Raw genomic sequence first — 17323 nt, forward strand, 5'->3', positions numbered from 1 at the left:
CATTGGTTTGGGGACGCGTGGTGGGGCGTCCTTACATAGGTGATCGAGGCCTTGTTAGGTCCGACGCACTTCCATCGTGAATATGGCGCGTACCTCATCTTTCACCATCCCGGTCGGTCCGGCACACCTCGCCTCTGGTTACTCTCGGGTAGCGTTTTTCGGCGTGACGCAGGGGTGTGATGGTTCCCCGTAGTCACAGGCTTGGGGGATCGATCGGAACGTATGAAGGGGTGGGAAAAAATAAACAAAGAAATCAATTACGGCAGGGTCGGGGCGTGGGTCTCGGTCGGATCGATCGCAGTGGGACTGTCGGTGATCGTGGGATGTTCGGCGGCGGTGACCGGATCGGCAGTACCCAATGAAGCGCACGTGGCTGCATACCAATCCGAGGTGAGTATTTCGATGGCCGCCGCGTCCTCGTCGAAAGCGGCGGCAGATGCGGCAGAGGCAGCTTTCGCGATCTGTGAGGAAGCGGTCTCTCGATCGAAAAACGACGTGGTCGCGTTCAATGCCTACGTCGACGCCGGAAATCATGGTGAGACCGACCTGAGAGCCGAAGCAAGCGCTGCTGCTTCGTCGGCCAGGGACACCGCCTCGTGGTTCGACTCGGTCGCGAGTGAACTTCCGGCGCAACTTTCCGGACTGTTCGACGAATTGGCCGCGAACCTACGTTCATCTGCAGTCGTGATCGAGAGTGATCATTCGGCGGATGAAATCAATTCGATCAGCGATACGAGCAATTCGATTCGCAAGTCGATCTTCGATGAATGTGGATCCCTGTGACCTGCGGTAATCCGCAGGCGTAAGGTTCGCCGTGTGTCAGAAGACGATCTTTGGTGAAAGTTTTCGGCGTGGTCGGCTTGCGCTAACGCCTCAGACCATGTTCGCTTTCCCTAATTGATCGTCAAACGGTAGGTGTGCGGGGTCGCCACACACCATCAACAAAAGGAGGACCCCACCGTGGTCGCCGCGGCGGATGCCCAGAACTACGCTCAGAAACTCGGGATTACCACTGACATGGTGGTGCAGGAACTGGGCTGGGATGAGGATACCGACGACGGCATTCGTGCCGCGGTTGAGGAAACCATCGGCGGGGAAATGCTCGACGAGGATTCCGACGAGGTCATCGACGTTGTGCTGCTGTGGTGGCGCGACGAGGACGGTGACCTGGTGGATGCCTTGATGGATGCCATCGGGCCCCTCGCCGACGAAGGCTTCGTGTGGGTTCTCACTCCCAAGACCGGTCTCGACGGACATGTCGAGCCCAGCGAGATCGCCGAATCGGCGCCGACTGCCGGCTTGACGCAGACATCGGCAGCCAACCTCGGTGACTGGTCGGGAAGTCGACTGGTTCAGCCGAAGGCTCGTCCGGCCAACAAGCGCTGACCCGGCCCTTTCCGCACTTTCCCAAGGAATTGCACATGCCTCTCGAAGTTGGTGCCCAGGCACCGGATTTCACCTTGAAGGACCAGAACAACCAGGAAGTCTCGCTCGCAGATTTCCGCGGTAAGAAGAACGTTCTGCTGGTCTTCTATCCGTTGGCCTTCACCGGGACTTGTCAGGGGGAACTCTGCAAGGTCCGTGACGAGCTTCCGAAGTTCGAGAACGACGACACTGCCATTCTCGCGATTTCTGTCGGGGCTTCGCCGACTCACAAGATCTGGTCAGCTGAGCAGGGATACACATTTCCCTTGCTGTCGGACTTCTGGCCGCACGGTGAAGTCGCTCAGAAGTACGAGGTGTTCAACGACAAGTTGGGCTTCGCGAATCGTGGCACCTTTGTCATCGACAAAGACGGAGAAATTCGTTTTGCCGAGATGAACGGCCCCGGAGAAGCCCGTGACCACGGACTTTGGGCAAACGCGCTTGCCGCGCTAGAGTCTTAGAGCACTCCCGGTGAGGGTCTCACCGGGAGTTCGGGCGTGTAGCTCAGTGGTAGAGCTCTGGTTTTACACACCAGCGGTCGGGGGTTCGAAACCCTCCGCGCCCACCGAAGGAACAAGTCCTGATTTGCATTCCGGTGCAGGTCGGGGCTTTTTCTATGCTTGGTCTGCAATCTGAGTTTCATCTTTTGCCCATATTCTGACCACACCGCACGCTCTCGCCTTCGTCGAGCGCCGTCGCAAACACCTCAAGATCATCGTCAAACATGTCGGCGCAGGCATCGAGCGTGATCGCTGCGGATGCATATGGCCGAGCATCTTCTGAATGGCCTTGACGATCGCACCGGCGCTCACTGCGAACGACGCTGCATCGTGCCCCAGTTCGTGCGGAGTGACGCGAGGGATCTTGCGGCAAGGACACCTTGTCGACCCCATCCGCTCGACGTGTGCGGCCGATCGAGGTACCCCTTCATCCTCTTCAGGGAACAGAAGATCGTCACACCCTTTCCCTTCGCACTGCCCGGCCAGGTAACGCACCAGGAACTCTGAGATCGGGACGGTGGGCGGCTTGTGGCTCTTAGCTGTGCGGCGAGTCGCCCACGGCGATCGCCTCAACGCTGGTCGTTAGTGCGATCGCCAAGATGATTGCGTCGAACCGACCGGATGCACTTTCTCGAGCGCTGGCAGGGGTGAGATCGGCAGGAAGGTGCCGACTCCACGAAAACAGCCGAGATCCCGATCACGGTTGCAGGCGGCGGAGTGGTCGACCTGTGTGTGGACGTCACACAGCTTCGCTTTTACTCTGCGCACGACGGCGAAGTGGTCGATCGCCTAGTCCGTGTACGACAAAAGCCCCCACCGTGAGGTGGGGGCTTTCGTCGTTTCGAAAGGTTGGTCGACTGGCTCAGTATGCTGCGTTTGCGCCGTACTCTGCCTGCTCAGGTGTATAGCCTTCGAACTCCAACTGTTCAATCAAGCCGGACTTGGAGAAAGAAGTCATATCGAGGTACTTCTTGGCGCTCAGCGCGGCCTGCTTATTCCAGTCCGCATCCAGACTGTCCACTGCATAGGTTGCATCGTCAGTCGAGAAGCCTTCGAATTCCAGTTGTTCGATCAGGCCGCTGCGCGAGAAGGCGGTCATGTCGAGGTATCGCTTTGCGGATCGTGCGGCGTTCTTCTGGCTTGCGCTGATCTGTGGTGCGGCCGGTGCGGCAGTAGTGGTGGGAGATGGCGCTTGTGCGGGAACCTCCACGGGGGTGGTGACGTCTACGGCGGCGACAGGCTGGCTGGTGGCGCTCGATGCGGTTGACGCTGCGTCCGCCTTCTCCTCTTCCTTCTCGCCACCGGCAAGCGCGGCAATGATTCCGATTACGACAATGACCCCTACGACCCACGGCCACTTCTTCGCCTTCTTCTTGACTGGCTCGGGCTGCTGTGGCGGCTGGTAACCGCCGGGAGGCGGACCGTACTGGCCCGGCTGAGGCTGTCCGTAGGGTTGCTGCGGCTGCTGTTGGCCGTAGGGCTGATTGGGATCTTGGCTGAAAGGCTGGTTCGGATCCTGCGGCGGCTGTGTCATTGCGCATTCCTTCAAGTCTGTTTGCTCGCGCGTTACCCGGCGAGTATTCAGGTATCAAACCAGACGGACCGTACGTAACTGATAGCTACTCGAAATTGCGAGGTCTGGCCGTTCTTCCCTTACCTTCCGGACCCCGCAAAATCGAAGCTAACGGTTATCGAACAGGCGTGCGAACTTGGAGGGCTGTCGACCGCAACAGTTCCAAGTCACTGCCTGAATGGACATCTGTTGTCCGGCAATGCGCGCCTTGTCGCGAGCCGTATGAACGTCTGCCCACTTTTGCCCACATTCTTGCCTACGGGCGAACGTGCGAGCGAGTGGCAATGAGGGGCAGAGAGGTACATGAACAGCACGCGGGCGCCAGAATTGACGAAGATCGCCTGCTTGTGATCACGCATGCCGGGGGTTCGAAACCCTCCGCACCCACCGAAGAATTCAAACCCCGATCTGCATGTCGATGCAGATCGGGGTTTTTCATTTTCGGCAACGAATTGTCCGCAATACGCCATTCTGGACGCATGTCCAGTTCTGTGATCGAAGTAGCCGTCGACCCGACGCGCGTGCATCCCACCCGTCCACACATACACATCGCCGAGATGCCCAGTCTCAGTGTTGCGTTGTTCCCGGGGCAGACGATCCGGGTTCGTTCCCAAAGCGACGCACTGGCGACCGGGATTGCCCGAGTCTGGGAAATCAACCGAATGCACCGCTTGATCTACCTGACGATCGACTGGGACGGGTAGATATCAGCTCGGGCAGACACGTGACGGTTGGCCAGAGAACGAGCGTCGCTGCTACAACTACGCTCGTGCAGATTTCGGTTCGTTCGTCCCAATCTCGATTCAATGCGCGAGCTGCCGGGCTTCTCCTCGGCTTCGTTGCGGATCGGGCTTTCGCCGATCCGGGGCGGTTCCATCCGGTCGCCGGCTTCGGAACCGCGGCTATCGCGCTGCAGAAGATGTCCTACCGGGACTCGCGCGGAGCCGGAACACTTCATGTCGCCGTGCTCTTGGCCGGCACCGCAGGACTTGGGCTCGCAGCCGAAGCAGCGTCGCGCCGGGCCGGTTGGGTGGCCGTCACGGGTACGACGGCGATAGCTACCTGGGCCGTGCTCGGCGGGACGTCGCTTGCACGCACCGGCATCGACATGGCCGCTCGATTGGAGGCGTCACAGGTCGACGGCGACCTGACGAAAGCGCGTGAGCTACTTCCTTCACTCTGTGGACGCGATCCCTCGGTGCTGGGCGAGGACGGCCTCACGCGTGCAGCGCTGGAGTCGGTTGCCGAGAACACCTCGGATGCAACCGTCGGCGCAGTGTTCTGGGGTGCAATTGGGGGCGTGCCAGGTCTGTTCGTCTACCGCGCTGCCAACACACTCGACGCGATGATCGGGTACCGCTCCGAGAAGTACCTCAGATTCGGGTGGGCTGCGGCGAGGTTCGACGACTTGGTCAACATCGTCCCGGCTCGGCTGACAGGTGCGCTGACGGCTGCGTGTGCACCGGTGGTGGGCGGCTCGGTTCAGGAATCACTGGCAGCGTGGAAACGCGACGCAGCGGCTCATCCAAGCCCCAATGCGGGCGTCGCGGAAGCGTCGGCGGCAGGGGCGTTGGGCATTTCGTTGGGTGGTCGGACCGAGTACGCGCACGGGGTGGAGATGCGTCCCGTCCTCGGCCGCGGGCCTGTGCCGACGCCGAACGATCTGCGCCGCGCGGCGAGGCTTTCGTCGGCGGTGCAGATCAGTGCAGCTGTGGTGTCAGCGGGTATTTCAGCGGGTATTGCCGTATCGATCGGCAAGTTTGGCTTCCTGCGCCGTGAGCGGCACTGATTCCGGCTCGGGCTTCTTGCGACGGCTGAAGGTACGAGCCGGTTCGCCGGGGGGTGCGGCAGGCGCGGACACTGCCGCTTCCGGGGTCGTCTCGGCAGCGGCGTCGTCGGCTGCGAAACCGTCCACAGCTGCTTGAGCTGCCTTTTCCTTGCGACGTTCGCGCCACTCGGCGCGAATGAAGTAAGCCAGTCCGAGCGGCGCCATGATGCCGAACGCCAGCCATTGGAACCCGTAAGAGAGGTAGGGGCCCGCGTCGAGTTGGGGGAGCGGGATCGTGCCGAGACCGCCGGGCTGGTCGGGTTCGAGTTGGATGTACGCGTCGATCAGGTCCGTTCCGATGAACTCGCCGATCGGCTGTGCGTCGATGGAGTAGACCTGCTTCGCACCGTCCTCGAACATCGGTACTCGGCCGGGTGCAGTGCCTTCCGACAGGCGCACACGGCCGTTGAGAGTGACCGGATCGGTCGGCGGCGCAGCGATGGGCGGTGCCTCGGCGCCGTTGATCGGCCGAACGTATCCGCGATTGACGAGGATTGTGCGACCGTCGTCCAGGCGGAAAGGCGTCAGGATCTCGTACGACGGCGCGCCCTCGATGGACTGCAGGCGGACGAGGATATCGGCGTCGGGTAGATAGGTACCTGCCGCGGTGATGTTTCGCCATTCGTCGTCCGGTGCGACCGTCGAATCGGCGACGACATCACCGATCGGCACGGTCTCCGCGTTGATCGAGTTCGAGATCAAATCATTGCGGTGCTCGGTCTTCGTGTTCTTGCCGAGCTGCCACGGAGCGAGCACGGTGAAGCACAGGTAGGCGAAGAGCCCGACCACAGCTGCCAGTACCAACCAACCGGGCCGCAACAGGAATTTCAGTCTTCGCACACGTCCACGGTATCCGTTGCCCGAACGGGAGTGAATTTTGCTCCGGGTTCAGGCTCGCTCGCGGATCCAGTCGAGTATGTCGGGAATGGCCGCTTCGATCTGGTCTCGAACCAGTTCGAAGTCCTCCTGATCCCCGTAGTACGGGTCCGGAACCGATTCTCCGTCCGCCTCGGGGTCGAACGATCGCAGTAGGCGCCGACGCTCGGTGGGCACGCCGAGATGAGCAAGCTCACGTTCGTGCCCGGTGTCGAGGGCGACGACAAGATCGGCGGCGAGATGATCTGCATTGACCTGCGCGGCGCTGTGGCCCGTCGGATATCCGGCCGATCGGAGCACGACGTTGGTCCGCTCGTCGGCCTCGCTACCGGTGTGAAACCCCTCGGTACCGGCGCTGCTGACACGCACCCGGTCGGCGAGGCCTTCACGGCCCAGATGCGCGAGCAAGATCTTTTCGGCCATTGGTGACCGGCAGATATTGCCGGTGCACACAAACGTCACATGTAGTGGTTCAGTCACACGGAGTGGTTCAGAGGCGGCCATCGAGAAGTCCTCCCAGTTCGGATGCCGACGATACGGAGCGAAACGCTTGCCGCGCTTCCTCGGCGGAACCGTAGCCCCATTCGACGACGACGGTGGGGATGCCGTACTTCGCGGCGCCGAGCACGTCGTGATCACGATCGCCGATCATGAGCACGTCGGGGGTTCCGCCGTCGGCGGCGAGGACGGGAGTGATCCCGAGTGAGGTCAGCGAGTGCGCGATCACATCGGGTTTCGCCCGACGAGTTCCGTCGTCACTTGCGCCGCCGATGAACTCGAAGTGCTCGGCCAGGCCGAAATGCTCCAGGATTCGAATGGCGAATCGCTCCGACTTCGAGGTGGCGACGGCCAGTCGGGTGCCGCTCGCGCGAGCTTTACCCAGGACGACGTCCATACCCTCGTACACCGAGTTCTCCTGCCACCCGGTCGCGTCGTAACGCTCGATGTACGCGGCGATCGCCCGATCCACGTCCGCCGGGGCCATGCCGAGTGACCTGAAGGTATCGACCATCGGCGGGCCGATCACCGATGCCAACATCGCTTCCGTCGGCTCCGGATGGCCGACAGTTGCCAACGCATGTCGGAAGCCGCCGTGAATGCCGGGAGCGGAATCGGTGATGGTTCCGTCCAGATCGAACAGAACTACAGGAAAACGGTCGAGGGGTGGTGTCGTCACGGCACTCATTGTCCCGGACGGCAGGGGTGATGTCCGCGCACGGTGCTCGACCGTAGGCTGACCGGGTGAGTACCGGAACGGTTGACCTGGAGAGCTTGCGACATCACGGAGATGTCGAAGCGGAGCCCGGGTTACTCGATTTTGCCGTCAACGTTCAAGGCTCCGGCCCACCGAAGTGGTTGCGGGATCGGCTGGCCGCAGGGCTGTCGACGCTCGGTTCGTACCCGTCGGCTGCAGCGGAACTGAAAGCCCGCGAAACCGTCGCGCAGCGGCACGGGCGCCGGCCCGAAGAGGTGTTGTTGCTCTCGGGCGGTGCCGAGGGATTCGCGATGCTGCCGCGCCTGGGCTCTCGGTCGGCAGCGCTGATCCATCCGTCCTTCACCGAGCCGGAACTGGCGCTGCGAGAGGCCGGTGTACCGGTGACGCAGGTGATTCTGGAGCCGCCTTTCGAGCTTCGGGCCGCGCAGGTACCAGAATCCGCGGACCTTGTCGTTCTGGGCAATCCGACCAATCCGACGTCCGTGCTTCACCCCAAGGCCGATGTGTTGGCATTGCGTCGGCCGGGCCGGATCCTGGTGGTGGACGAGGCATTCGGCGACGCGATCCCCGGCGAAGCGGAGAGCATCGCAGGTGTCGAGTCGGCGGATGTACTCGTGCTTCGGAGCCTGACCAAGACGTGGGCACTCGCCGGATTGCGGTGTGGGTACGCGATCGGCTCTCCGGATCTTCTCGCTCGACTGGCTCAGGGCCGAGCCCACTGGCCATTGGGCAGTCTGCAGATCGAGGCCATCACGGCGTGCTGCGAACCGTTCGCGGTCGAGCAGTCGAGGATCAAAGCCGAATCGATTGCCGCAGACCGCCGAGACATGTCCCGGCGACTGACCGAGATCGGGATTGCCGTGCACGAACCCGCTGCGGGGCCGTTCGTGCTCGTCGACGTCCGCGACGGCGCCTCGATGCGAGAGCACCTGCGTGCCTGCGGTATCGCCGTCCGCCGGTGCGACACCTTTCCCGGACTCGGGCCCGATCAGTTGCGCGTTGCCGTCCGTCCAACCGAGCAGGTCTCGGTACTGATCGAAGCGATGAAGGAGATCTTGTGAGCGGCCCAACTCTTGCGGACGTCATAGCCGTGCTGGAATCCGCATATCCGCCCGCCCTGGCGGAATCGTGGGATTCGGTCGGTCTGGTCTGCGGCGATCCTGCGGACGCGGTGACGAGAGTGGTTTTCGCGGTGGATCCGACCGAGGCAGTGGTCGACGACGCCATCGCCTCCGGTGCCGACCTTCTGGTCGTTCACCATCCACTTCTGCTGCGTGGGGTGGACACCGTCGGTGCTCACACACCCAAAGGTGCGTTGGTCCACAAGCTCATCAAGGCGGGGTGCGCACTGTTCTCGGCGCACACCAATGCGGACTCCGCCGACCCCGGAGTGTCCGACGCGTTGGCGCAGGCTCTGGGCCTGACCGTGCTGCGCCCGATCGAACCCAAGCCGACGCAGCCGCTCGACAAGTGGGTCGTCATGGTTCCGGTGGAGAATGCATCGGCCGTGCAGGATGCACTTTTCGAGGCCGGGGCTGGGCGGATCGGCGACTACAGCCAGTGCAGTTGGACGGTCACCGGTACGGGTCAGTTCTTGCCAGCCGACGGTGCGAATCCGACGATCGGGACTGTCGGCGCTGTGGAGCAGGTTCGCGAGGATCGTGTGGAAGTGATTGCCCCACGCGGAAAGCGAAGTGCGGTGCTGGGCGCATTGCGTGCCGCCCACCCGTACGAGGAACCAGCCTTCGATGTCTTCGAACTCGCAGCGTTCCCCAGTTCGCTCGGTCTGGGGCGGGTGGGTGAGCTCGAGCACCCCGAAACATTGCGAGAGTTCACGGCGCGAGTGGCGCGCTCACTGCCCTCGACCGAGTGGGGTGTTCGCGCTGCCGGAGATCCGGACGCGACCGTTCGTACCGTGGCGGTGTGCGGCGGTTCCGGCGACTCGTATCTGGACGTGGTGGCGGCGCTGGGCGCCGACGTCTACGTCACTGCGGACCTGCGGCATCATCCCGCGGACGAGCATCTTCGTGCCGGTGGCCCGGCACTGGTCGATGTCGCCCATTGGGCTAGTGAATACCCGTGGTGTGCGCAGGCGAAATCGGTGCTCGACGCCGCGTTTGCCGACAATCCGGGGTGGGAAAGCCGGGTTTCGACAATTCGCACCGATCCGTGGTGTTTGAGTGCGCATTAGTGCAGCGCTCTGCAAGGTACGGTTGCACGAACAATTCAAGAGCAGTTCTTCGAGAGCCGTCCTTCGCGAGCACTGCCGACATCGGACTTACAGCAGGAGTTATACAGCGTGAACGTCGAACCACAGGTGCAATCCAAGCTTCTCGACCTCGCCGGGGTGGATGCTGAGCTCACCCGGATCACCCACCGACGCGGAGCGCTTCCCGAGCAGAAGGAAGTCGAACGTCTCGAGGCCGAGCGAATCAGCCGTAAAGATGCGTCCGTAGCCGTCGAAATCCAGATCGACGACATCGATCGCGACATCCGCAAGCTCGAAGGCGAGGTCGACGCGGTTCGTCAGCGCGAGGATCGTGACCGCACTCTGTTGCAGAGTGGGTCGGTCGGGGCGAAGCAGCTCACCGAACTCGAACACGAACTCGGCAGCCTGGTCAGGCGTCAGGGGCTCCTCGAGGACGAGTTGCTCGAAGTGATGGAGCAGCGTGAGGCGTTGCAGGCCGATCACGATCATGCCGGTGCCCAGCTGTCTCAGGCCGAAGAAGAGCTGATCGACGCCAAGCGTCGCCGCGACGACGCCGTCGCCGATCTGGACAAGGCGCAAGAGCGTTGCGCCGCCGATCGTGAACGACTTGTCGGTGAATTCCCCGCCGATTTCCTTGCTGTCTACGAGAAGCAGCGCACCCTGGGCGGACCGGGCGCGGCGCTTCTGCAGGCACGCCGATGTGGCGCTTGCCGGATCGAGATCGACCGCGGCGAGATCTCCCGAATCGCCGCGACACCGGCCGACGTCGTCGTTCGTTGCCCAGAGTGCAATGCAATCATGGTGCGTACCAAGGAGTCCGGTCTGTGACTCCCACGCAGGTCATCGTCGAGGCCGACGGTGGATCACGCGGCAACCCTGGCCCGGCCGGCTACGGCGCCGTGGTCTTCGACTCCACCCGCTCGGTGTTGGCCGAACGCAAGGAAAGCATCGGAATTGCGACCAACAACGTCGCCGAGTACCGCGGGCTGATCGCAGGGTTGACCGCTGCCGGTGAACTCGGAGCGTCGACGGTCGACGTCCGTATGGACTCCAAGCTGGTCGTCGAGCAGATGTCCGGGCGCTGGAAGGTCAAGCACCCGGACATGATTCCGCTGCAGCGACGCGCAGCCGAGTTGGCGACGCAGTTCTCGCGAGTGACCTACACGTGGATTCCGCGCGGCGAGAATTCTCATGCCGATCGTCTTGCCAACGAGGCGATGGACGCTGCTGCCGGCATCGAAACCGCGACCCCCGCACCAGCTGCACCCGCCGCGCCGTCAGAAGAGACGTCGGAACCGCAGATCGCCGGCTCTCCGGGATGGATCGCCACCACCGGCAAGCCGACACGAATGTTGTTGCTACGTCACGGACAGACGGCGATGTCGGTCGATCGCCGCTACTCCGGACGCGGCAATCCTGAGCTCACGGAATTGGGCCGCGCGCAGGCCGCCGGCGCGGCTGCACGCTTCGGGAACCGCGGCGGTATCGACGCCATCGTCTGCTCACCCCTCGGTAGAACCCGTGAGACGGCAGAGGCATCGGCCCGCGTGCTCGGTCTTCCCGTCGTCGAGCACAAAGGTTTGATCGAAACCGATTTCGGCGACTGGGACGGACTCACCTTCCGCGAGGCAGCCGAGCGCGATCCGGACCTGCATCGCGAATGGCTCTCGGACACTTCGGTGCGCCCACCCGGCGGCGAGAGTTTCGACGAGGTACGAGAACGAGTCGTCGCCGCGCGTGACGACCTGATCTCGACCTACGGCGGCGCGACGCTGTTGGTCGTTTCTCACGTCACCCCGATCAAGACGTTGGTGCAGCTGGCCCTCGATGCCGGGCCGTCCTTGCTGTACCGGTTGCATCTGGATCTGGCGTCGCTGAGTATCACCGAGTTCTATCCAGACGGGGGAGCCTCGGTCCGGTTGGTCAACGACACGTCACATCTTCGCTGAAAATGCCCCGACTGCTGATCAGCCGTTGATCAGATCACCAACCACAGGGCACTCACGGCGGCGAGCAGCGTCAGGGGCGTCGTGATGACCCCGAGCAGAGTGAACGTCGCAAGCGTGGGCGGTGCGCCCGCGCTGGTGGCAACTCGTCGCCAGAGCATTGTCGCGAGAGAGCCCACGTAGGTGAGGTTGGGCCCGAGGTTGACGCCGATCAACATCGCGAGCACCAGGCCTGGAGGTGCTCCCGTCCCGAGCGCCGCGATCATCAGCAAGGTTGCCGGCAGGTTATTGACGAGGTTGGACGCGAGCGCAGCGACCACGGCGACGAATAGCAGTGATCCGTAGCTGGTGTCGCCTGGCAGGATCTGCGCAATCCATTCTCCCACCGGCCCGTTCGCGACTCCGGCGACGATGATCCCGAGAACCAGGACGAACGCGCAGAACCAGAGGTCGGCAGCGTAGAGCATCTTGGCGGCGGTCGTACGGTGCCGAGCCAGAGCGATCGCTCCCAGAACACTCGCACCCACCACAGCGATCCAGGCGGGCTCGATCCCGAAGAAACCCGAAACCGCGAAACCGACAAGCGTCAGTCCGATCACCGCCAGCGGCAGACTCGGCGCTGGCGAGGAAGTTTTACTTGCCGGTGGCTCTGTGTTTTCCGAGCGGACGAGTTCGGAACGGAAGAACAGTCGGAAGATCAGATATTCGACAGCGATCGTCACGACCCACGGCAACGCCATCAACGCGGTGAAGTGCAAGAACGTCAAACCTGTTGCAGCAAAAGCGATGAGATTGGTCAGGTTCGACACCGGCAGGAGTGTCGACGCCGAGTTCGACAGGTGCGCACTGGCATACGAATGGGGCCGCGGACTTGCTCCGATGGATCGTGCGGCCGCGATCACTGCGGGTGTCAGAAGTACGACGGTGGCGTCGAGGCTCAGGACCGCCGTGGTCAGGGCAGCCGCGCCGAATACGTAAATCAGCAACCGGTGCGGATCGGCGAGGGATTTTTGCTGCAGGATCTGGCTGACCCAGCGAAAGACGCCGAGAGCGTCCGCGGCATGAGCGAGAACCAGCACGGCAACCAGGAAGACGACGGTGGGTGCCATGCTCGTCAGTTCTTCGCGGGCTTCGTCGAGAGTGACGACACCGGCCAGGAGAACGACGACAGCTGCCGGCCCGGCGATGACGATCTCGGGAAGCCCACGTGGACGCACTATCGCGAAGACGAGGACGACGGCGACGAGCAGGATCGGTAGAAGAGTCACGCGTTGGTGCTCCGTGTCGGGGCGAGCGTCATTTGAGCAGTTTGTAGAGCGTGTTCAGGTTTCGGGTTGTGGTGAACGCCTTGAACTTCGGTTTTCCGGTGTTCCTGCCGAACGCGCTCTTGACGGTGTGCCCCTTCTCGACCTCCCAGTACAGGACTCCGTCGCCGGCCACCACGCGTTCGACCGAGGCATCGAGTTGCGCTGCCGCAGCACTCAATTCCTCGAGGATTTCCGGCTCGGAGGCAACCATCGCGTAAGCATGCCAACCCTCGCGTTCTCGGTCGAACGGGTAGTTGTCCACGATCGCTTGCAGTGTCGGAATGTCGAGGACGAATACCCAAGCCTCGTAGCCGAACTCGCGGGCGAGGGCAGATTCGATCTGTTTCTTCAGCGACGGGATGTCGGTGCTCGGACTGTCGAACAGAACGTTGCCCGAGGCCAGGACGGTTTTCACGCCTTGGAATCCGAGGTCGCCGAAGACTCTCGCGAGGTCCGCCATCTTGATGTTGATGCCGCCCACGTTGATACCGCGTAGCAGGGCCACGTACCGAGTCATAAGGTGACCATAGTGCCGGCCACCGACAGGCGCCCGGTAGCATACGGGGGCGGACGAGTTGGCCGGGCGGCCGCGGCTTCTGGAACCAGCGTGTACCACGCACAGGCCTGGGGCCGAGGAAAGTCCGGACTCCACAGAGCAGGGCGGTTGTTAACGGCAACCCGAGGCAACTCGCGGGACAGTGCCACAGAAAACAGACCGCCTGCCTTTCGAGGCAGGTAAGGGTGAAACGGTGCGGTAAGAGCGCACCAGCACCTCGGGTGACCGGGGTGGCTAGGTAAACCCCGCCCGGAGCAAGGTTGAAGGTCGCATCGCTCGCGGTGCGGCTGCGCAGGTGTTCGAGGGCTGCTCGCCCGAGCCTGCGGGTGAACCGCTCGAGGCACCCGGCGACGGTGTGCCCAGATGGATGGTCGCCACTCGGCACTTCGGTGCCGCAGGACAGGATCCGGCTTACACGCCGACTCGTCCGCCCGCGATCTGCACAGTGAGAAAAGAAGACCCCCACCGGATCGGTGGGGGTCTTCTTTTGTTCGAAAAGCTGTCAGACAGGCTTGATGACCAGCAGCGTAGCCCAGTACGTTGCCGCGTCATGGCCCATGAGCGGGAGGAGGTAATCGTAAAGAATTGCGGACATGCGCACTCCATTTTCTGTTCGTAGCTTGTGTTGGGCATTCAAGCAGAACTCACCGTTCGAATGTCCGGTTCTCACCTGCCAGGCCAAGTAGAAAGAATATCAGTCTCACAGCGATCTACAAGCTTCTATCTCACTCTGATGTCACACTGTGGATATGACTGATGAAGATCGACTCTGGTACTTCGACGTGTCCGACGGTTCCGTCACGCAGGGAAAGGGCGCGTCCTCGTTGACGAGGATGGGGCCGTACCCTGATCGGGACTCTGCCGAGCATGCATTGAAGATCGCTGCCGAACGCAACAAAGCCGCCGATCGGGCAGACGAAGACTGGAACAACTGAGACTTGAAATAACTGAGCCTTGAAACAACTGGGACTCGAACAACTGGGACCGGTACAGCTGCTACACCGGCCCGAACCGATCATGGAGGATGCGTGCCCGCAAGTCGAATGATGGTGCAGGGAATCGACTTCGGAGTGGTTCGGGCGGAGTTCGACTTGCCGGGAGCATTCTCGGCCGCGGCGCAGGCCGAGGCCGAGAATGCCGTGGATCGTTTCGGTGCCGGGCGCGTCGACGAAACGGGTATCGCCTTCGTGACCATCGACCCTCCCGGATCGATGGACCTCGACCAGGCAGTGCACATCGAGAAGACCTCGACCGGGTACGTCGTGCACTACGCGATCGCCGACGTCGCGGCGGTGGTGGCGCCGGGCGGTGCGCTCGACGTCGAAACCCGCAAGCGTGGCCAAACCTTCTATCTCCCGGACGGTTCCGTTCCGCTGCATCCTCGGGCGTTGTCGGAGGGATCGGCGAGTCTGCTGCCGGACGTGGTTCGCCCCGCCGCACTGTGGCGTATCGAGTTGGACGCCGAGGCCGAGCCCACGTCATGGCAGGTGAGACGCGCTCTGGTGAAATCGGTGGCGCGTCTGGATTATTCGACCGTGCAACGTGACGCCGACGCGGGCACCTTGCATCCGTCGATCGCCGCACTACCGGAATTCGGACGATTGCGCAGTGCCTCGGCGGTTGCCAGGGGCGCCATCGAGCTGAAACTGCCCGAGCAGTCCGTGGTTCGGGATCAGCCAGAGGACGAGTCCTCGGCTCGCTGGCGGATCGAGCTCGAGCCACGCACCGAAGCGGACGACTGGAACGCAGAAGTGTCGCTGCTGACCGGGATGTGTGCCGGCCGCATGATGATCGACGCAGGTATCGGGCTGCTTCGCACGCTGCCGCCGGCCGAGGAGTCCGCGGTTCGCACCCTGCGGAGAACTGCAGTGGCGCTGGGTATCACGTGGCCGGAGGGTCGAAGCGTCGGGCAGATTCTTGCCGGACTCGATTCCAACGAGCCGTCGACGATGGCGCTGATGTCGGTTGCGCCGTCGTTGCTGCGCGGCGCAGACTACGCGGCCTTCGACGGCCAGCTACCGGAGTTGACGGTGCATGCGGGGATCGGAGCGCCCTACGCTCATGTGACGGCTCCACTGCGCCGGCTGTCCGATCGCTTCAGCACCGAGGTGTGTCTGGCGATCACAGCTGGTACGCCGGTACCGGAATGGGTGCGCACCGCCCTTCCCGAGTTGCCCGACATCATGAGTGGGTCCGACTCACTGGCGAACAAGGTCGACCGCGCGTGCATCGATCTCACCGAGTCCACGCTGCTCGACGGCCGGGTCGGCGAGGTCTTCGACGCGGTGGTGATGCGCGCCAAGGACGGAAAGCGCTCGGCGGAAGTGTTTGTCCCGTCGGTCGCAGTGATTGCGAAATGCGTCGGAACGCCCGATGACGGTGAGCGCGCAAAGGTGCGACTCACCGCCGTCGATACTGTCAAACGGACGGTGGAATTCACGTTCCCGGCGTAGGGCGCTACCGGTACGAATCGGTGGCTTCCACCAAGTGATGTGCGATGCCGGGCTCCATCGCGGAGTGTCCCGCGTCGTCGACGATCACGAGCTTGGATTCGGGCCACGCCTTGTGCAGCGCCCAGGCGCTGGTGGCGGGGCAGACGACGTCGTAGCGGCCCTGGACGATCGTCCCCGGAATGCCGTGCAGGGCGGAGCTTTTGCGTAGGAGCTGACCCTCGTCGAAGAATCCGCCGTTGACGAAGTAGTGGTTCTCGATACGAGCGAAGGCCAAGGCGAACCTGGTCTCGGAGTTCTGTTCGATCTTGTCCGCCTGTGGGTACAGGTAGCTCGTCGATCCTTCCCAGGCCGACCAGGCGATCGCTGCCCGGGCCGCGACGTCGGGGTCTTCGGAATGGAGCAGTTGGTGATAGACCGCGACGAGGTCTTCGCCGCGCTGCGCCTCGGGTACCGGTTCGAGGAATTTGTCCCAGCGCTCCGGGAAGATGTTTCCCGCGCCGCCGTTGTAGTACCAGTCGATCTCGCTACGACGCAGGAGAAAGATCCCGCGCAGAACCAGTTCCGTGACGCGCGTGGGAAACGTTTCGGCGTAGGCGATGGAAAGCGTGGAACCCCAGGACCCCCCGAATACCATCCACTTGTCGATCGAGAGATGTTCGCGCAGGGCTTCGATGTCGGCCAGCAGCTTGTCCGTGGTGTTCACCGACAGGTCGGCGCCGTCGGCAACGTGCGGGGTGGATCGCCCGCAGCCGCGCTGGTCGAGTAGAACGATGCGATATGCGGCCGGATCGAAGAACTGGCGTACCGCCGGTTGTGCACCGCCACCGGGGCCACCGTGCAAGAACACCACAGGCTTGCCGTCCGGATTTCCGCTGACTTCCCAGTACATGCTCTGGCCGTCACCGACGTCGAGGAAGCCGGTGACAAAGGGTTCGATCGGGGGATAGAGACTCCGCAGAGCCGACGGCGGTGCTGACGTTTCGCTCATCAGAAGCCCACCAGCCCGGAGGCGAGATCGGGAATCTCGAGTGCGGAAATCGCGCCGCCCCGGACGTCCGGGCACGCGGCCGAGGTTGCCGCGTCGATGCTTTCGCGGTTCTGGGCGAGATCGAGCAGGTTGATGCCGTTCTGCGTCGCCCACGTGATGACGATCGTGTTCAGTCCGCCCTTGCCGAGCGTCGGGGTGACGGTCCGCCAGTTCTGCAGCTGCCCTTCCATATCCGAACACAACTGCTGGACCTGAGCGTCGGTGAACGTCGAACCGGACGCGGAGGTTGTTGCCGGCGCCGTCTTGGTGGAACTCGCGGGCGTAGTGCTGCTGGGCGCGGGAGAGTTGGTGGACCCTCCCGCGCATCCGCTCAGCACCGTGACGAGAGCTGCCGCGCCGACTACAGCTGCGGCAGTAGAACTTCGACGGTTACCGATCATTGAACG

General features: G+C 63.0%; 19 protein-coding genes, 1 tRNA gene and 1 other RNA gene. 13 read left to right on the forward strand and 8 right to left on the reverse strand.

The features are described from left to right. Positions 1–369: 369 nt before the first annotated feature. The 4 genes from AC3WQS_RS17390 to AC3WQS_RS17405 all read left to right on the forward strand — a co-directional run bounded on the left by AC3WQS_RS17390 (position 370) and on the right by AC3WQS_RS17405 (position 1990). Positions 370–783: an Rv2240c family protein gene (locus tag AC3WQS_RS17390; RefSeq protein WP_223257791.1), complete on the forward strand. Its 414-nt coding sequence runs from the start codon at positions 370–372 to the stop codon at positions 781–783. Between the two features lie 177 nt (positions 784–960). After that, entirely contained in the window at positions 961–1386 is a 426-nt protein-coding gene (locus tag AC3WQS_RS17395; RefSeq protein ID WP_003941575.1) for a DUF3052 domain-containing protein, read from the forward strand. Between the two features lie 35 nt (positions 1387–1421). Then, the gene (locus AC3WQS_RS17400; RefSeq protein WP_020969927.1) at positions 1422–1886 is read left to right on the forward strand and encodes a peroxiredoxin; all 465 of its coding nucleotides are present in this window, start codon (positions 1422–1424) and stop codon (positions 1884–1886) included. 32 nt (positions 1887–1918) lie between these two features. Beyond that, positions 1919–1990, forward strand: a tRNA-Val gene (locus tag AC3WQS_RS17405). Between the two features lie 797 nt (positions 1991–2787). Here the strand turns inward: AC3WQS_RS17405 and AC3WQS_RS17410 are convergent. Next, positions 2788–3459: an Ltp family lipoprotein gene (locus AC3WQS_RS17410; protein WP_235169671.1), complete on the reverse strand. Its 672-nt coding sequence runs from the start codon at positions 3457–3459 to the stop codon at positions 2788–2790. A 518-nt stretch (positions 3460–3977) separates the two neighbouring features. Between AC3WQS_RS17410 and AC3WQS_RS17415 the strand changes: the two genes are divergently transcribed. Both AC3WQS_RS17415 and AC3WQS_RS17420 read left to right on the forward strand, forming a co-directional pair. Beyond that, the gene (locus AC3WQS_RS17415; RefSeq protein WP_003941648.1) at positions 3978–4202 is read left to right on the forward strand and encodes a hypothetical protein; all 225 of its coding nucleotides are present in this window, start codon (positions 3978–3980) and stop codon (positions 4200–4202) included. A 65-nt stretch (positions 4203–4267) separates the two neighbouring features. Then, on the forward strand, positions 4268–5287 hold the full coding sequence (locus AC3WQS_RS17420) for a cobalamin biosynthesis protein (protein ID WP_082148436.1): 1020 nt from the start codon (positions 4268–4270) through the stop codon (positions 5285–5287). Here AC3WQS_RS17420 and AC3WQS_RS17425 read toward each other — a convergent pair. The 3 genes from AC3WQS_RS17425 to AC3WQS_RS17435 are packed head-to-tail and all read right to left on the reverse strand — an operon-like array spanning position 5228 to position 7388. Continuing rightward, positions 5228–6166: an SURF1 family cytochrome oxidase biogenesis protein gene (locus tag AC3WQS_RS17425; protein ID WP_020908149.1), complete on the reverse strand. Its 939-nt coding sequence runs from the start codon at positions 6164–6166 to the stop codon at positions 5228–5230. The two genes, AC3WQS_RS17420 and AC3WQS_RS17425, sit on opposite strands and share 60 nt — an antisense overlap. Before the next feature lie 48 nt (positions 6167–6214). Continuing rightward, positions 6215–6706 carry a low molecular weight protein-tyrosine-phosphatase gene (locus AC3WQS_RS17430; RefSeq protein ID WP_046378732.1) on the reverse strand — a complete coding sequence of 164 codons (492 nt, stop codon included), beginning with the start codon at positions 6704–6706 and terminating at the stop codon, positions 6215–6217. Further along, a complete protein-coding gene (locus AC3WQS_RS17435; protein ID WP_019748958.1) occupies positions 6693–7388 on the reverse strand; it encodes an HAD hydrolase-like protein in 696 nt (231 codons plus the stop codon). Before AC3WQS_RS17435 ends, AC3WQS_RS17430 begins: the two co-directional genes overlap by 14 nt. Positions 7389–7444: 56 nt before the next feature. Between AC3WQS_RS17435 and cobC the strand changes: the two genes are divergently transcribed. The 4 genes from cobC (at position 7445) to AC3WQS_RS17455 (ending at position 11576) form a co-directional block, all read left to right on the forward strand. Then, positions 7445–8479, forward strand: a complete 1035-nt coding sequence (gene cobC, locus AC3WQS_RS17440) for an Rv2231c family histidinol phosphate aminotransferase CobC (protein WP_492711483.1) — start codon at positions 7445–7447, stop codon at positions 8477–8479. After that, complete coding sequence (locus AC3WQS_RS17445) at positions 8476–9609, forward strand: Nif3-like dinuclear metal center hexameric protein (RefSeq protein WP_069146828.1); 1134 nt, start codon at positions 8476–8478, stop codon at positions 9607–9609. Before cobC ends, AC3WQS_RS17445 begins: the two co-directional genes overlap by 4 nt. A 108-nt stretch (positions 9610–9717) precedes the next feature. Next, on the forward strand, positions 9718–10455 hold the full coding sequence (locus AC3WQS_RS17450; RefSeq protein ID WP_020908144.1) for a zinc ribbon domain-containing protein: 738 nt from the start codon (positions 9718–9720) through the stop codon (positions 10453–10455). Continuing rightward, on the forward strand, positions 10452–11576 hold the full coding sequence (locus AC3WQS_RS17455) for a bifunctional RNase H/acid phosphatase (RefSeq protein ID WP_019748954.1): 1125 nt from the start codon (positions 10452–10454) through the stop codon (positions 11574–11576). Before AC3WQS_RS17450 ends, AC3WQS_RS17455 begins: the two co-directional genes overlap by 4 nt. A 29-nt stretch (positions 11577–11605) precedes the next feature. Here AC3WQS_RS17455 and AC3WQS_RS17460 read toward each other — a convergent pair whose 3' ends face one another. Together AC3WQS_RS17460 and AC3WQS_RS17465 are read right to left on the reverse strand one after the other, a co-directional pair. Continuing rightward, on the reverse strand, positions 11606–12841 hold the full coding sequence (locus AC3WQS_RS17460; protein ID WP_492711482.1) for an SLC13 family permease: 1236 nt from the start codon (positions 12839–12841) through the stop codon (positions 11606–11608). 28 nt (positions 12842–12869) lie between these two features. Then, positions 12870–13397, reverse strand: a complete 528-nt coding sequence (locus AC3WQS_RS17465; protein ID WP_492711481.1) for a DUF1697 domain-containing protein — start codon at positions 13395–13397, stop codon at positions 12870–12872. Between the two features lie 54 nt (positions 13398–13451). Between AC3WQS_RS17465 and rnpB the strand changes: the two genes are divergently transcribed. The 3 genes from rnpB (at position 13452) to AC3WQS_RS17480 (ending at position 15889) form a co-directional block, all read left to right on the forward strand. Next, positions 13452–13866, forward strand: an RNA gene (rnpB, locus tag AC3WQS_RS17470) — RNase P RNA component class A. 319 nt (positions 13867–14185) lie between these two features. After that, a complete protein-coding gene (locus AC3WQS_RS17475) occupies positions 14186–14371 on the forward strand; it encodes a hypothetical protein (protein ID WP_007735457.1) in 186 nt (61 codons plus the stop codon). A gap of 108 nt (positions 14372–14479) precedes the next feature. After that, complete coding sequence (locus AC3WQS_RS17480) at positions 14480–15889, forward strand: RNB domain-containing ribonuclease (RefSeq protein ID WP_492711540.1); 1410 nt, start codon at positions 14480–14482, stop codon at positions 15887–15889. 4 nt (positions 15890–15893) lie between these two features. Here the strand turns inward: AC3WQS_RS17480 and pip are convergent, their stop codons facing one another. Together pip and AC3WQS_RS17490 are read right to left on the reverse strand one after the other, a co-directional pair. Continuing rightward, entirely contained in the window at positions 15894–16877 is a 984-nt protein-coding gene (gene pip / locus AC3WQS_RS17485; RefSeq protein ID WP_019748949.1) for a prolyl aminopeptidase, read from the reverse strand. Next, the gene (locus tag AC3WQS_RS17490) at positions 16877–17317 is read right to left on the reverse strand and encodes a hypothetical protein (RefSeq protein ID WP_020969914.1); all 441 of its coding nucleotides are present in this window, start codon (positions 17315–17317) and stop codon (positions 16877–16879) included. The genes pip and AC3WQS_RS17490 overlap by 1 nt, the downstream gene beginning before the upstream one ends. Between the last annotated feature and the right edge of the window lie 6 nt (positions 17318–17323).

This window comes from Rhodococcus sp. FW305-130, from assembly GCF_058788335.1.

Coding starts and splice junctions, on each gene's coding strand:
- AC3WQS_RS17400 (WP_020969927.1), top strand. CDS start 1,422: ATGCCTCTCGAAGTTGGTGCCCAGGCACCGGATTTCACCTTGAAGGAC.
- AC3WQS_RS17410 (WP_235169671.1), bottom strand. CDS start 3,459: ATGACACAGCCGCCGCAGGATCCGAACCAGCCTTTCAGCCAAGATCCC.
- AC3WQS_RS17415 (WP_003941648.1), top strand. CDS start 3,978: ATGTCCAGTTCTGTGATCGAAGTAGCCGTCGACCCGACGCGCGTGCAT.
- AC3WQS_RS17430 (WP_046378732.1), bottom strand. CDS start 6,706: ATGGCCGCCTCTGAACCACTCCGTGTGACTGAACCACTACATGTGACG.
- AC3WQS_RS17435 (WP_019748958.1), bottom strand. CDS start 7,388: ATGAGTGCCGTGACGACACCACCCCTCGACCGTTTTCCTGTAGTTCTG.
- AC3WQS_RS17465 (WP_492711481.1), bottom strand. CDS start 13,397: ATGACTCGGTACGTGGCCCTGCTACGCGGTATCAACGTGGGCGGCATC.
- AC3WQS_RS17475 (WP_007735457.1), top strand. CDS start 14,186: ATGACTGATGAAGATCGACTCTGGTACTTCGACGTGTCCGACGGTTCC.
- AC3WQS_RS17480 (WP_492711540.1), top strand. CDS start 14,480: ATGATGGTGCAGGGAATCGACTTCGGAGTGGTTCGGGCGGAGTTCGAC.
- pip (WP_019748949.1), bottom strand. CDS start 16,877: ATGAGCGAAACGTCAGCACCGCCGTCGGCTCTGCGGAGTCTCTATCCC.
- AC3WQS_RS17490 (WP_020969914.1), bottom strand. CDS start 17,317: ATGATCGGTAACCGTCGAAGTTCTACTGCCGCAGCTGTAGTCGGCGCG.